Genomic DNA, 14,503 nt, shown 5'->3' with positions numbered 1-14,503 from the left:
CTCGGCGGCCCGGCTGCGAGGCTGACGGCCGCGCGCGTGGTCGGCAGCGCGGCACGAGGTGTCCGTCCGGTTGGCGACTCGGCCGTTCGGTATCGGCGGCGGGCGAGGGGCGGGTCAGTCGCCGGCGAGTGCCTCGTGGACGGAGGAGACCGCGGCGGCGCCGTCGCCGACGGCGGTGGCCACTCTTTTCGTCGAGCCCGCACGGAGGTCGCCGGCCGCGAAGACCCGGGGTGCGCTGGTCTGGAACGGCAGGGCCGTGCCGAACGGCTGGGCGGGCAGGCGGCTGTCCGTGAGGACGAAGCCGTCGTGGTCCTTGGCCACGCCGTCCAGCCAGCCCGACACCGGGTCGGCGCCGATGAAGCAGAACAGCGCGCGGCAGGCCAGCCGGTCCCGCCGACCGTCGGACCTCTCGGCGACGATCGACGCGAGGGTGTCGTCGCCGCCGAGTTCGCGGATCGTGCTGCTCGTGCGGACCTGGATCCGCGCATGCGCTCGGATCCGGTCGGTCAGGTACGACGACATCCGCGCTCCGAGATCGGCGCCGCGGACGATCAGATCCACCGTCGCACCACGGGCGGCGAGGGACAGGGCCGCCTGCCCCGCCGAGTTGGCGCCGCCGACGACCGTCACCGGCTGGTCCTCATAGCCTCGGACGTCCAGTTCGGTCGCGGCGTACCGGACGCAACCGGACTTCTCGAAGGTCGTCCACTGCGGCAGGTCGAGATGCCGGTAGTGCGCCCCGGTCGCGGCGATCACCGCGCGGCACCGGATGCGTGTGCCGTCCTCCAGCAGGACGGCCGGCCGTCGCTCCTCGGAGAGGTCCAGGCCGGCCACCGCGCAGGGCGAGTGGATCCGTACCCCGAACTTGAGCGCCTGGACCATCGCCAGACGGGTCAGGCCCTCGCCGCTGACTCCGTGCGGGAAGCCCAGGTAGTTCTCGATGCGGGCGCTCTTGGCGGCCTGGCCGCCGAGCCCGGCCCGGTCCAGCAGTACGGTGGCGAGCCCCTCGGACGCCCCGTACACGGCGGCGGCCAGACCCGCCGGGCCGGCGCCCACCACGACGAGATCGACCGGACGCCCGTCGGCCCGATAGGTGAGACCGAGCACCTCGGCCAGAGTTCTGGGCGTCGCCCGCCGCAGCGGCGAACCGTTGACCATCGCGGCCGGGAGGTCGTCCTCGCCGAGCCCCGCCACGCTCATCAGCGAGCGTCCGGGGTGCGAGGCCGCGTCGAGCCAGGAATGCGGCAGGAGCATCTGCGTCGCATAGGTACGCAGGTCCAGGGTCTCCGCGGCGTACGGCCGGCCGACGAGTTCCAGGGCGTTGCCTGCCGCGCCGCGGATCACGTCGCGCCGTTCCCGGAACGCCTCGATCAGCGTGTCGGCGATGTCGACCTGCTCGGCGAGGGCCCGGCGCAGCATCGCCGCCCGGATCCGGACGACCGTCCCGGCGGACACCACCCGGGCGGTCAGGTAGACGTGCTGACCGGTCAGCAGGTTGAGCTCGCCGAGGAAGTCTCCGGGGCCGCCCCGGTAGATCAGACGTTCCGGCTCGATCGCCGTCGCGTCCCGGACGATGTCCACGGTCGCCGACCGGAGCAGGAAGAAGTCGTAGGTGTCGTCGCCGGACGTGAACAGGTCCCGGCCGGGCTCGGCGTGCTCCTCCTCGCCGTATTCGGCGAGACGGCGGAACTGTTCGTCGTCCAGGACCGGACCGCGCTGTGCCGCGCCGTCGTTCACGTGAATCCTCCGAGTCGAGCTGTTCAGGCGTGTGCCGGAACGGGCGCCGGCTTCACCCGGGCGACGGTCATGACGTACAGGAGCAGACCCGCGGTGGTGAGGACGAAGCCGGCCCACACGGTGGACAAGGTCCCCCAGCCGGCGTCGAGGGCGACCGCGCCGCCGATCGCGCCGAGACAGTTGGCGAGGTTGAGGGCGGCCAGGTTGAGCGTTCCCATCAGGGTCGGGGCGTCCGGTGCGAAACCGGTCAGCCGGACCTGGATCGTGGGGATGGCGAACATCATGGTCGCGCCGACGCCGAACAGGCAGGGCAGCAGAACCACCAGGTTGTCGCCCGCCACGCCGATCACCACCAGGAACAGCAGAGCGCCGCCGTAGCCTGCGATCAGACCGCGGTTCTCGTACCGGTCGGCGACACGTCCGCCGACGTGGTTGCCGACGGCCATGCCGAGGCCGAAGACGGCGAGCGCGACCGGGATGAGCGAGGCGTCCCGCAGTGCCGCGTCGGTGACGAACGGGCCGATGAACGTGTAGACGGCGAAGATGCTGGAGATGCCGAGCGCCGCGACGGTGACCATCAGCCAGACGTCCCGCCGCCGGAGGGCGCCCAGTTCGCCGGTGAGGGAGCTGCCGCGCAGGTCGTCGGTGCGCGGCAGCCAGGCCAGCAGGGCGGCTCCGGCGAGCAGGCCGACGGCGACCACGGTCCCGTACATGACCCGCCAGCCGGCGTGCTGGCCGATGAAGGTGCCGAGCGGCGCCCCGGCGATGGTGGCGACGGTGAGTCCTCCCATCACGGTGGCGAACGCCTTGCCGCCCCTGCCCGGCCCGTACACGTACGCGGCGACGACGGCCCCGGCGCCGAAGAACGCGCCCTGCACGCTGCCCGCGACGAACCGGAAGACGACGAACAGCACGATGTCCGGCGCCAGGGCGGAGAGCCCGTTGCCGACCAGGAACAGCCCGATCAGGCCGAGCAGCAGAGTGCGCCGGTTGACCCGGGCGGCGAGCAGGGTGATCGCCGGGGAGCCGATCATCACCCCGAACGCGTACGCGGTGATCGCGTAGGTGGCGACCGGAACGGACACCTTCAGATCGGACGCGAACAGCTGGATGATGCCGTTGCTGCCGAACTCGCCGGCGCCGATGGCGAAGGTGCCCAACGCCAGTGCGAACAACGTCAGTTTCGGGTTCCTGACGGGCGACTTCGCGGTGGTGTGCCGCTTCTCCTCGGCAGTGCACTGACGGTCGTATGCGTGCTGATGCATCGTCTCGTCCTCGGTGGGAGGGTCAGTCGGACGGTGTACGGGCCGGTGCGGGACGGGGGTCGGGCGCGGGGGGCGGGCCGTCGTCTTCGCGGATGCCGTGGTGGGCGTAGAAGCGCCGCAGGGGCGCCGGTGCCCACCAGTTCGCGTTTCCCAGCAGGCGCATCGTGGCCGGTACCAGGAGGGCCCGGACGATGGTCGCGTCCACCAGGACGGCGATGAGCATCGCCACCCCGATCAGCTTGATGAACGTGATTCCGGAGACGGAGAACAGCCCGATCACGACGAGGATGAGCAGCGCGGCGCTGGTGATGATCCGGCCGCTGCGCTGCAGCCCGACCGCGACCGCCGCGGTGTTGTCGCCGGTCCGGTCGTACTCCTCGCGGATCCGGGACATCAGGAAGACCTCGTAGTCCATCGACAGCCCGAACACGACCGCGAGGACCAGGATCGGCTGGGTCGCCTCCAGCGTCCCGGTGGAGGTGAAGTGCAACAGGCCGGACAGGTGGCCGTCCTGGAAGATCAGGACCAGTGCGCCGAACGAGGCGCCGAGCGACAGGATGTTCATGACGATCGCCTTGACCGGCAGCACCACGGAGCCGAAGGCGAGGAACAGCAGGACGAAGCCGGCGCCGCCGATGATCAGCGCCATCCAGGGCAGCAGACGGCCCACGGCGTCGAGTTGGTCGGCCAGCTGCGCGGTCTGGCCGCCCACCAGTGCCTCACCACCCGGTGGTGCCGGTACGGCCCGGATCCGGCTCACGAGATCCCGCGACCGGGGCGATATGGGGTCGCCCTGGTACCTGACCGTGACCCGGGCGACGTCGCCGGACCTGCCTGTGACCTCGGCTCCGGACACCCCGTCGACCGTCCGGACGGCGTCGACGTAGCGTTCCAGACCGGCCCGGTCCGACGAGGTCACGATCGCCTCGATGGGCACCTGGCCGTTCCGGACGAAGTCCCGGTCGAGGGTCTCCGAGACCACACGGCTCTCGGTGCCCGTCGGCAGCACCCTCGGGTCGATACCGCCGAACTCGACGCGCAGGAACGGCGCGGCGGCCAGCAGCAGGACCGCGAGCACCGCGGTCGCGTAGACGGCCGGGCGGCGCATGATGCTGTGCGCGAGCCGGTACCAGAACCCGTGCGCGACCTCGTCCTGCGGGTGAGCCGGCGGCGGGCGGCGGATCAGCCGTCGTACCGAGAGCGCCTCGACCCGGGGGCCGAGGGCGGCGAGCAGGGCGGGCAGCACGGTCAGTGCCGCCACCATCGCCACCACGACCGCGGACAGACCGCCGAGGCCCATCGAGCGGAGGAAGGACATCGGGAAGATCAGCAGTCCGGCCAGCGAGACGGCGACGGTGACGCCGGAGACCGCGACCGTACGGCCGGCGGTGGCCATCGTGCGGGCGACGGCGTCCTCGACACCCAGCCCGCGGGCGATCTCCTCCCGGAACCGCCCGACCATGAACAGGCCGTAGTCGATCGCCAGGCCCAGCCCGAGAATCGTCACCACGTTGACCGAGAAGACCGAGACGTCGGTCAGGTAGGTCGTCACGCGCAGCGCGGTGAACGCTCCGAGGATGGCCAGAGCACCGATCGCGAGCGGCAGGCTCGCCGCGGCCACGCTGCCGAAGACGACGACCAGGAGCACGAGCAGCACCGGTACGGAGATCGTCTCGGCGAAGGCGATGTCCGCCGCGACCCGCTCGCGGATGTCACGGTCGACGGTGGTGGGGCCGCCGACCCGGGTCCGCAGGCCGGGTGCGGCCAGTTCGTCCTCGATCCCGTCCAGCGCTTCGCCGCGCTGCGCCTCGTCGTCGCCGGCCAGGGTCAGCACCGCGTAGGTGGCGTGCCGGTCGTGGCTGACCAGGGCGGGGCTGCCGGTGCTCCAGTAGGTGACGGTCCGGGTCACCACGTCGTGGGGAAGCGCCTGGAGCGTCCGGGTGACGGCTCGCCGGAACCCCGGGTCGTCGACCGTCGTGCCGGGGCTGGTGTACAGGACCACCGCGTCGTTTCCGGTCCGGCCGAGCGTCGCCTCGGCACGTGCGGCCGCGCGCGAACTCTCGCCGGCCGGATCGTCGAACCCTCCGGTGGTCAGCGAGCCGAAGACCCGCGTGCCCCAGATGCCGCCGAACGCCAGGAGGGCCGCGGCCAGGCCGATCACCCACCACCGTCGGCGGACCGTCGTCCGCCCCCACCTCTCGAACACCGACACCGCCGCCCCCTCCCGGTGTCAGCGCGCGGCGCGCTTGACGAGGGCGGCCGTCGCCGCGGGCCGCGCGATCATCGCAACGTGCGAGGTGTCGGCCTCGAAGGTGTGCGCGCCGGCCCGGCGCGCCATGAACCGCTGCGCCGCCGGGGGCAGCACCTGGTCGTCGCGGCCCACGAGGTACCAGGACGGAATGGTCTTCCAGGCCGGGGCGCCGGACGGCTCGCCGAGGGTGCGCACGTCCGCCGGCCGCTGGCCGGCCCACATCAGCTCGGCGGTCGTCTTCGGCAGGTCCCCGGCGAACACGTCGTGGAAGAGCTCCTTCTTGATGTAGCCGTCGACGAGGCCCTCACCGTAGGGGCGGAAGTCCAGCGCCTCCTCGCTGAGCCTGCTTCCCGGGTACTTCGTCTGCAGGCCCAGCAGCGTCTCACCCTGATCGGGCACGAACGCGGCGACGTAGACCAGCGCCTTCACGTTCGGGTTGCCGGCCGCGGCGTTCGTGACGACGATCCCGCCGTAGGAGTGCGCGACGAGGACGAGCGGGCCGCTGAGGGTCGCGAGGATGCCGGCCAGGTAGGCGGAGTCGGAGGCCACGCTGCGCAGTGGGTTGGGCGGTGCGATGACCGGATAGCCGTCGCGGACGAGCCTGGAGGCGACCCCGTTCCAGCCGGAGGCGTCGGCGAACGCGCCGTGCACGAGTACAACGGTGGGCTTCTGGCCGCTGCCACTGCCGCTTCCGGTGTGTGCCTGGGCGGCGGGCGCGTCGAGTGCGGCGCCCGCCACCACCGCGGCGGATCCGGCCAACAGTCCCCGGCGAGTTGTGGTCATCGATGTGCACCCTTCGGTGTCCGGTGTTCTCAGTGGTGATCTCGGATCAACGTAGAACCGGCCACTTGACGAGCACTGAACAGAAGTCCGGGCGCCCTTCAGCGGCCGCTTCACCATCAGTTCCGTTGTTGTCCAGCACACCGAACCAGCCCGCGGACACGAAGCCGGCACGGAGCGAAGCCGCTTTCGCGCATGTCGGGCCGGTGCTGCCGCTGCCCGGCGCAGACGCCCTGTGCCCGCAGCGGAGCGTCGGCCGCGTCGGGGCCCTGCCGCGGCTGGGCCGGGGCCGTCAGCCCGCTCTGTTCCTCAGGGGCCTGCGGTCACGCATCGCCGTCAGGTCCTGAGAGGAGTCGTTCGGCCCGTCGCGCGAACAGGTGCGCCTCACTCGCGGTGGATTGCGTGCAGGCCCGTTCGGCGGCGGCCCGGACAGCGGTGCGGGGTGCGCCGCGGGCCTGCAGCAGGCGCGCCCTCAGCAGCAGGAGCAGCCCTTCGGCGTAACGCTGGCCGTAGTCCCGCATGGTCCGGTCGGCTCGGTCGAGAGCGGCCTCGGCCCGATCGGGCGACCCGGCTGCCAGCCACATCTCGGCGATCAGCGCGTAGTGGTAGGTGATGCCCCACCGCGGCGGATGGAGCAGGTGGGCGGCCAGGAGTTCCTCGGCCTCGGCTGCGGCGCCGGCCGGGTCCTCGCCGGTGAGGGCGCGTGCCCAGCACCAGTTCTGCCGGATGTAGTGGTCCCGCTGGGTGCGGAGACGGGCGAGGCCGGCGGCGGCCCACCGCTCGCCGGTTCGCCGTGCCGTCTCGGCGTCCCCGGCCATGGAAGCGATCATGGTCGTGTAGTAGACCCGGACCGAGACCGCGTACGGGTCCCCCGGGGAGTCCCAGGGGTCGACGAAAGCCAGCGCCGCGTCGACGTCTCCGCGCAGCGCGGTCATGACCGCCCGCATGAAGGGCCCTTCCCTGATGGTGCTGCCGTCCCGCCGGAGCGGTGTCTCTTCGACCGGGGCGACGGCGCCGTCGGCCGCGGCGGCATCCGCCTCGGTGAAGGCCCGGTACGCCTCGCCCATGTTGCCGGTGTCCCACTGATGCAGGCCCCAGGCCAGCCGGCCGTAGCGTCGGACGACCGGATCGGCGGACGCCCGACCGAGTTCGTGCATGCGGCGGGCCAGCTGCCCACGGCCGTTCTCGATGGAGGTGTGGGCGCCGATCAGACGGATGAAGAGGAAGTCGGCGGCCTCCGCCTCCCGGCCGAGGGTGCGGGCCAGGTATTCGGCCCGCTCCAGCAGATCGAAGGTCGAGGCGCCGTACCCGGCCTCTCGTCTGGCGACGATGGCGAGCAGCGTGAGGGCGGAGAACTCCAGCTCCATGAGTCCTGAAGCCCGGGTGACCTGTGCGGCGGAGCGCAGCCGTCGGCCGGCGGACTCGAAGGCGAGTCTGGCCGCCGCGCGGCGCCCGGCGCGGATCAGCGCCTCCGCGACGCGAACAGGGTCGGCGAGGGGGCCTGCGGCCCACAGGTGGTAGGCGAGTTGCTCGGCGACGTCCTCGTCGTCGGCATGGGTCTGTTCGAGCGCGTCCGCGATGCGCAGATGCAGCTGGGCGGCCTGCTGTGTGGTCGCGGTGCCGGAGACCGACTCGCGGACCAGGTCGTGCGCGAAGCGGAGTGCGGACGGATCCTGCGGCCCGGGTTCGAGCAGGCCGAGGGTGTACAGCGGTTCCAGGCGATGGAGACAGTCCGCGACGGCTACCCCGGTGGCGCGGGACAGCAGCCTGAGGTCGACGTCGCGGCCGATGAGTGCGGCCACCCGCAGGAGGTCGCGGGCGCGGTCGTCGAGTCCGGCCATCCGGTCGCGGACGACGTCGTGGACCGTGGTGGGGACGCCGGCCGCTGCGGACGTGCCGCCGTCGCCGATGGCGCCGCCGCCGCTGAGGAAACGGCACAGTTCACGGACGAAGAACGGGTTGCCGGAGGTGCGGGCGTGGATGGCGCGGACCACGGCGTCGCCGGGATCCCGGCCGGCCTCGTGGCGGATGAGTTCGGCCACGTCGGCCGCGCCGAGCGGGGCGAGCCGGAACCTCCGGTGACCGGGCCGTCGGCTGACCGCGGCCAGCACCCGGGAGAGTTCCGGGCCGGGTGCGGGTGCGCGGTCACGCAGCGCGCCGATGATCGCGGTGCCGTGGGGCAGCCGCCCCGCCAGGTGCTGCAACAACCGCAGGGAGGTGGCGTCGGCCCATTGGAGATCGTCGAGTACCAGAAGGGTCGGCCGCCGCGCCGAGGCCTGTCCGACGAGGGCGACGACCTGTTCGAACAGCCGGAACTGGGCGTTGCCGTCGGGAACCTCCCGGGTCGCGTCCTCCCGCGGCGCGAGGAGGCTTCCCAGCCCGCCGGTGAGCCACTCCTCGCCCGCCGGAGCGGGCAGGCTGTGCACGACCTGGCTCAGCGCCTGCTCCCATGGCCACATCGACGGTGTCCCGTCGCCCTCCAGGCAGGAGCCCCAGACGGTGAGTGCGCCCAGCCGGTCCGCCACGGCGGCGGCCTCCTCCAGCAGCCGGGTCTTGCCTGCGCCCGGTTCGCCTTCGACGATGCCGATCGCGGTGTCGCCGGCGAGTGCGCGCTCCACCATGCGCCGCAGCGTGGCGAGTTCCTCGGTCCGGCCGATCAAGGCGGCCGCCGTGGTCCGCCCGGCCCCCTCGTCCGCCTCCCGCACAGGCGGCGCCGCCGGGGGCTGGGTGAGAATCCGCCGCTGTGCGTCCTCCAGCGCCGGCCCCGGGTCGATGCCGAGCTCGTCGGCGAGCCGGTCGCGGACCTGACGAAACACCGACAGCGCCTCCGCCTGGCGGCCGGCAGCACCGAGAACGCCGACGAGACCGGCCAGCACGGGTTCGTTGAACGGGGCCATTCTCGCGGCCAGTTGCAGAGCCGCGAGCACCCGCTCCGGTCGGCCCGTCGACACGGCGAGCTCCGCCGCCGCCGTGCACGCGTCGTAGAACTCGTTGTCGAGTGCGGCGAAGACCGTCGCGGCGACGGTCCCGTCGGCGATGCCGCCGCCCGCCGGGCCGTGCCAGAGCCCGAGCGCTCCGACGTAGTGGTCGAGGGCCGCTTCGCGATCGTGCCGCGCCTGCGCGGCTCCGGCGGCGTCGACGAGTTCCCGGAAGGCGACGAGGTCCAGCGTGGCGGGGCCGGCGGTGAAAAGGTAGGAACTGCCGCGACGGTGCAGGAACGAGCCGGCTTCGCGGGCGGGCAGCGGAGGTTCGAGCAGCCGTCGCAACGCGCCGGTGTACTTCTGAAGTACGTTCAAGGCGGTGGAGGGGGCGTTTTCGCCCCAGATCAGGTCGATCAGCTCGGTCGTGCTGGTCGGCCTGCCGGTGCGGGCCAGCAGCAGAGCCAGGAGGTATGCCTGTTGGCGTGGCCCGGCGCCCAGTTCGACACCGTCGCGCCAGATCCGTAGCGGGCCCAGGATCTGCAGATACGGCGAGCCGCTCCCGGCCGGCCGATCTGCCCCGCCGGACCGGGCTGCAAGGACTGGCACCGCTATCCTCCTCGATCCCGGGACGGACACGACCCGGTCTTCGCCAGTGCCGGTTTCGAGCGAGTGTACGTGGACCGGCCGAATTCCACCGCCGGGTGCGGCAGGGCTCGACCACGCCCGCGCATGCCGACTTCTCATGCGGGCGAGGGCGACGTCGGTCTGCGCCCTTCCCGCCAAGCGTGCGTAGCGAGACGGACTTTACGGGCGGTGGAGCACCGTCCGCAGACGATTCACTCCGTGTCAAGTCGAGGGCGCCAGGCTTGCGGTGTGCGGCGGCGCCACTGCCTGCCGGGCTGCCCACCGCACCGACGTGACGACCTTGAATGCCCAAGTAAGCCGAAAGGGGCGGGACTTACCTCATGAGTCCACTGAAACCGTTCCGGAGAATCGTGACCGGCCATGACGCGTCCGACCGTGCGGTGATCACGCAGGACGCACCGCCGACTCGCGTGGTGGAGATCGGCGGCCCTGGTGGCCCGACCTTCTACGAGGTGTGGAACACACGCCAGACGCCGGCCGTCATCGACCGGCAGTCGGGGGAGCCCGCGGAGGACGGTCTGGTGCTCGGACCTCCCGAGCGCGGCACCCGCATCCGGGTGATCGACTTCCCTCCGGAGGACGACCGGATCCGGAACCTGACGGGGGCCGAGGCGGCCGAGAAGTTCGGCGAGATGGGCGGCGCCGACGCCGCGCGGGCCGCTGCCGACGCCCCGCATCCGTTGATGCACCGCACGCAGACGATCGACTACGGGATCGTCGTCGAGGGCGAACTCACGCTGGTCCTCGACGACGACGAGACCGTCGTCCGCCCCGGGGACATCGTGATTCAGCGCGGCACCAACCACGCATGGGCAAACCGGTCGGCCGCGAACTGCCGGGTCGCCTTCGTACTCATCGACGGCCAGTACACCGACGGACTCTGAGGAGAAGCGTCCTATGCGTATTCGACCCATCCCACCCGATGAGCTCGACCCTCGACTCCGCGAGGTGCATGACGGCATCGCCGGCCTCGTCACCGAGGAGCAGGACCGCGTCGTCATCCTCGACGACGACGGCGCGCTCGTCGGGCCGTTCGCGGCGATGCTGCACTTCCCCACGTTCGGGGTTCCGGCTCTGTTTCTGCAGCGGGCGGTCGCGGCCGAGGCCCGCCTCGATCCCGTCGTTCGCGAGGTGGCGATCCTCACCGTCGGCGGCGCCTACGGCGCCCGGTACCTGCTGTACGCACACGAGCAGACGGCGGATCAGGTCGGCCTTCCGGCAGCACAGATCGCGACCTTGGCGGCGGGCGGGCGGCCCTCCGGGCTGAGTGACGAACAGGCCGTCGCCCACGACGTCGCGATGGCGCTGACCGCCGGGCGCATACTGCCGGACTCGACATACGACCGGGCCACACAGCTGCTGGGCCACGACGGGGTCGGCGAACTCGTCTTCCTCGTCGGCAGCTACTGCCTCATCGCGATGGTGCTGAACTGCTTCGACGTGCCGGTCCCCGGTCAGGATCGGTCGACTGCCCCGTCGTGACGGCCACGAGGTGCCTGCCGACGACCGCAGCATTGCGGATCGTCGGTGCACATCGCTCGGGGTCCGGGCGCAGAGGTGTGGACGTCGGGAACGCGGATGTCAGCGGGCTGTGTTGTCCGCAAGCTCGGCCAGCAGTTCCCCGGCGCGGCGGGCGAACAGGTGGGCCTCGCGCTCGACGGACAGCGCGTGCGCCCGCTCGGCAACGGTCCGGGCAGCGGCGGCCGGCTCGCCGCGTGCTCGCAGCACCCGTGCCCGGAGCAGGAGCAGCAGGCTTTCGGCGTAGCGCTGGCCGTACGTCGCGATGGCCGACTCCGCCCGGTCGAGCACCGCGTCGGCCTCGTCCAGCTTTCCCGCCGCCAGCCACATCTCGCCGAGGAGCCCGTACCAGGTGGCCAGGCCCGAGCGTGGCGGGTCGGAGAGCGACGCGACGATCAGGTCCTGCGCCTCCGCGGCCGCGCCGGCCGGGTCCTCGCCGGTCACGGCACGCGCCCAGCACCGGGCCAGCCGTTGGTAGCTGCCGAGGAAGCCGAACGAGAACGCGGGGTCCACGGCGATCCCGCGCTCGGCCGCGCGCAGTGCCCGCACGGGGTCGCCGATCAACGCGGCGACCCGTGCGGAGTAGGTCGCCCAGACCGTGATCGCGTAGGGGTCGTCTCCTGCGGCGGCCTCCATCGTGTCGAGCAGGGCCAGCGCCGCGTCGGTGTCGCCGTGCAGCGCGGTCGTCATCGCGAGCATCCCGCCCCCGATCAGCCGCAGATCGCGCCGGAGCGGGTCTTCCCCCTGACGGGCCGGGTCGGCCGACGGGGTCCAGTCGGTCCGGCTCAGGTAGCGGAACGCCTCGCCGATGTTGCCGAGACCCCACTGGTGGATGCCCCAGGCGTACCAGCCGTAGACGCGCACGACCGGGTCGTCGGACGTCTCGCCCTGCTCCAGCAGCCGGCGGGCCAGTCGGCCGGCGCGGTCCAGTCTCATGCCTTGGGCGTACGCGGCCCAGCGGGAGTAGAGGAAGTCGGCGGCCTCCCGTTCCCGGTCGAGTGCGCGGGAGAGATGTTCGGCCCGCTCCAGCTGGTCGACCGCTGAACCCACGTATCCCGCCCGCATGCCGTCCACCGCGGTGAACAGTGACAGGGCGGCCAGCTCCAGCTCCGCCAGGCCCGCTGTCCGTGCCACCTGCGCGGCCGAGTGAAGCTGACGCGCGGCTGCTTCCAGAGCCAGTTTGGCCGCCGCGCAGCGGCCGGCGCGGACGAGCGCGGTCGCCGTTCGGGCCGGATCCGCGAGGGGGCCGGCGGACCACAGGTGGTGGGCGAGGCGCTCGGCGACCAGCTCGGTGTCCGCGGCCCTGTGCTCCAGGGCGCCGGCGATCAGCAGGTGCAGCCGGGCCGCGCGCGGGGGCGGTATGTCCTCGGCCACCGATTCGCGGACCAGGTCGTGCGGGAAGCCGAACGAGTAGGGGTCCCCGGGTGTGGGCCGGAGCAGGCCGAGCCCTTCGCACGGCTCCAGGCGGTCCAGACACGTCTGGTGGTCCAGGCCGGCGATGCGGGCGAGGAGAGCGAGGTCGACGGTACGGCCGATGAGCGCGGCCGTCTGCAACAGGTCTCCGGCGTCGGCTCCCAGTCCGGCCGTCCGGTCCCGGACGACATCCCGGACCGTGGCCGGTACCGCGGTCCGGGCCGCGGCGGCCTCCGTGAGGACATGGCCGTCGGCGAGCAACCGGGACAGCTCGCGGACGAAGAAGGGGTTGCCCGCGGTGCGGGAGTGGATGAGGCGGGTGGCACCCGGGCCCGGGTCCTGCCCCGTCTCACGGCGGACGAGTTCGGCCACCTCGACCGGGCCGAGCGGGCCGAGCGGGATCCGGCGATGACCGGGCAGCCGGCTCGCCGCGGCGAGCATCCGCCCCAGTTCCGGGCCCGGCGCGGGCGCACGGTCGCGGAGCGCCCCGATCACGGCGGTGCCGCCCGGCAGCCGGGTCATCAGATGACCGAGCAGCTCCAGCGAGGCGGCATCGGCCCACTGGAGGTCGTCGACGACAAGCACCGCAGGTCGCCGCGCGGACGCCTGACGGACGAGCGCGACAGCCTGCTCGAAGAAGCGGAACCGGACGCCGCTGTCGGGCAGGGCCGACGGCGGGTGGCCGTTGCCGCGCGGTGTCACGAGCCGACCGAGTTCGCCGGCCTGCCAGTGGCCCCGGGCCGCGGCCGGCACGTCGTCCAGGAGCGCGCCGACGATCTGCGCCCACGGCCACATCGACGGCGTGCCGTCCCCCGGCAGGCAACGGCCCCAGACGACGAGCGCGCCACGCCGGCTCGCCTCGGCGCCGGCCTCCTCAAGGAGGCGGGTCTTGCCGACTCCGGGTTCTCCTTCGACGAGCACGAGCCCTGTCGACCGGGCGAGTGCCGATTCCACCGCTTGCCGCACCACGGCCAGTTCGTCGTCCCGGCCGACCGGGCCGTCGGCGGTCGGCGCCCCGGTGACGGGTGCCGCCGACGGTTCACAGGGCCTTTCCTCGGCCGGTGCCCGTTCCAGCACACGCAGGTGAGCGGCCACCAGGGCCGGGCCGGGGTCGACGCCCAGTTCCTCGGCCAGCCGGGCGCGGACGGTCCGGAACACCGACAGCGCCTCGGCCGGCCGGCCGGCGGCGGCCAGGGCGGCGATGAGACTCGCCTGCACTCTCTCGTGCAACGGCGCCATCCGGGCGGCCATGTGCAAGGACGGGAGCACCTGCTCGGGCCGGCCGAGCCCTGTCGCCAGCTCGGCCGCCGCCACGCAGGCGTGGTGGAACTCGTCGTCCAGCCCGGCGAAGATCGCCATACCGGTCGGGCCGTAGGCGACCCCGTCGCCGGCCGAGCCCTGCCAGAGCCCCACCGCTTCCAGGTAGCCGTCGAGTGCCGCGACGGGCCGCTGCTCCGCGATGGCGTCCTCGGCCGCGTCGACCAGCTCACGGAACCTGACGACGTCCAGTGTCCCGGGGGCGGCCGCGAACAGGTACGCGCTGCCACGACGCTGCAGGTACGAGCCGGGTTCACGCGCGGGCAACGCCGGCTCCAGCAGCCGCCGCAGCGCGCCGACGTACTTCTGGAGAATGTTGACCGCCGAGGCCGGGACCTCCTCGGCCCAGATCAGGTCGACCAACTCGCTGATGCTGACCGGCTCGCCCGCGCGGGCGAGGAGCACGGCGAGCAGATGGGCCTGCTGCGGAGGACCGGCGTCCAGTTCCACACCGTCCCGCCAGACCCGCAACGGACCGAGAACCTGCAGACGCAGGGACGCGCCGGAGGAGGCCATTCCTTTTCCATTCCCAGTACCGGGTCGCCCGCGCTGCCGTCCATGGCCCGCGACGACCGACGTCGCGCTGCAGGTTCTTCAGCCGGGCGACGCGCCGAGTGCCACCGCACCGGACAGGCCGGAAGCAGCAGCCGTCGTCC

8 protein-coding genes are annotated in these 14,503 nt (G+C 72.7%); 2 read left to right on the top strand and 6 right to left on the bottom strand.

All coding sequences use genetic code 11. The annotated features are described in order from the left end of the window. Positions 1–114: 114 nt before the first annotated feature. The 5 genes from ACFZB3_RS01745 to ACFZB3_RS01725 all read right to left on the bottom strand — a co-directional run bounded on the left by ACFZB3_RS01745 (position 115) and on the right by ACFZB3_RS01725 (position 9,560). Complete coding sequence (locus ACFZB3_RS01745; RefSeq protein ID WP_391368034.1) at positions 115–1,737, bottom strand: FAD-dependent oxidoreductase; 1,623 nt, start codon at positions 1,735–1,737, stop codon at positions 115–117. 23 nt (positions 1,738–1,760) lie between these two features. After that, entirely contained in the window at positions 1,761–3,002 is a 1,242-nt protein-coding gene (locus ACFZB3_RS01740; protein ID WP_391368031.1) for an MFS transporter, read from the bottom strand. A gap of 22 nt (positions 3,003–3,024) precedes the next feature. Continuing rightward, complete coding sequence (locus ACFZB3_RS01735) at positions 3,025–5,214, bottom strand: MMPL family transporter (protein WP_391368028.1); 2,190 nt, start codon at positions 5,212–5,214, stop codon at positions 3,025–3,027. Between the two features lie 18 nt (positions 5,215–5,232). Next, positions 5,233–6,036 carry an alpha/beta fold hydrolase gene (locus tag ACFZB3_RS01730; protein ID WP_391368025.1) on the bottom strand — a complete coding sequence of 268 codons (804 nt, stop codon included), beginning with the start codon at positions 6,034–6,036 and terminating at the stop codon, positions 5,233–5,235. Positions 6,037–6,356: 320 nt separating this feature from the next. Beyond that, positions 6,357–9,560, bottom strand: coding sequence for a BTAD domain-containing putative transcriptional regulator (locus ACFZB3_RS01725; protein ID WP_391368022.1), 3,204 nt, complete (start codon positions 9,558–9,560; stop codon positions 6,357–6,359). Positions 9,561–9,949: 389 nt separating this feature from the next. Here ACFZB3_RS01725 and ACFZB3_RS01720 point away from each other — a divergent pair, with 389 nt between their 5' ends. Both ACFZB3_RS01720 and ACFZB3_RS01715 read left to right on the top strand, forming a co-directional pair. Continuing rightward, entirely contained in the window at positions 9,950–10,483 is a 534-nt protein-coding gene (locus tag ACFZB3_RS01720; protein WP_391368019.1) for a cupin domain-containing protein, read from the top strand. A 64-nt stretch (positions 10,484–10,547) separates the two neighbouring features. Then, entirely contained in the window at positions 10,548–11,081 is a 534-nt protein-coding gene (locus ACFZB3_RS01715; RefSeq protein WP_391368017.1) for a carboxymuconolactone decarboxylase family protein, read from the top strand. Positions 11,082–11,180: 99 nt separating this feature from the next. On the opposite strand, the gene ACFZB3_RS01710 is transcribed toward ACFZB3_RS01715, so the two are convergent. Beyond that, complete coding sequence (locus tag ACFZB3_RS01710) at positions 11,181–14,363, bottom strand: BTAD domain-containing putative transcriptional regulator (protein WP_391368015.1); 3,183 nt, start codon at positions 14,361–14,363, stop codon at positions 11,181–11,183. Positions 14,364–14,503: the final 140 nt, after the last annotated feature.

This window comes from Streptomyces sp. NPDC008092 (assembly GCF_042957285.1).
Lineage (GTDB): Bacteria > Actinomycetota > Actinomycetes > Streptomycetales > Streptomycetaceae > Streptomyces.
This window is presented reverse-complemented; position numbering and strand designations above follow the sequence as displayed.

Coding starts and splice junctions, on each gene's coding strand:
- ACFZB3_RS01710 (WP_391368015.1), bottom strand. CDS start 14,363: ATGGCCTCCTCCGGCGCGTCCCTGCGTCTGCAGGTTCTCGGTCCGTTG.
- ACFZB3_RS01740 (WP_391368031.1), bottom strand. CDS start 3,002: ATGCATCAGCACGCATACGACCGTCAGTGCACTGCCGAGGAGAAGCGG.
- ACFZB3_RS01730 (WP_391368025.1), bottom strand. CDS start 6,036: ATGACCACAACTCGCCGGGGACTGTTGGCCGGATCCGCCGCGGTGGTG.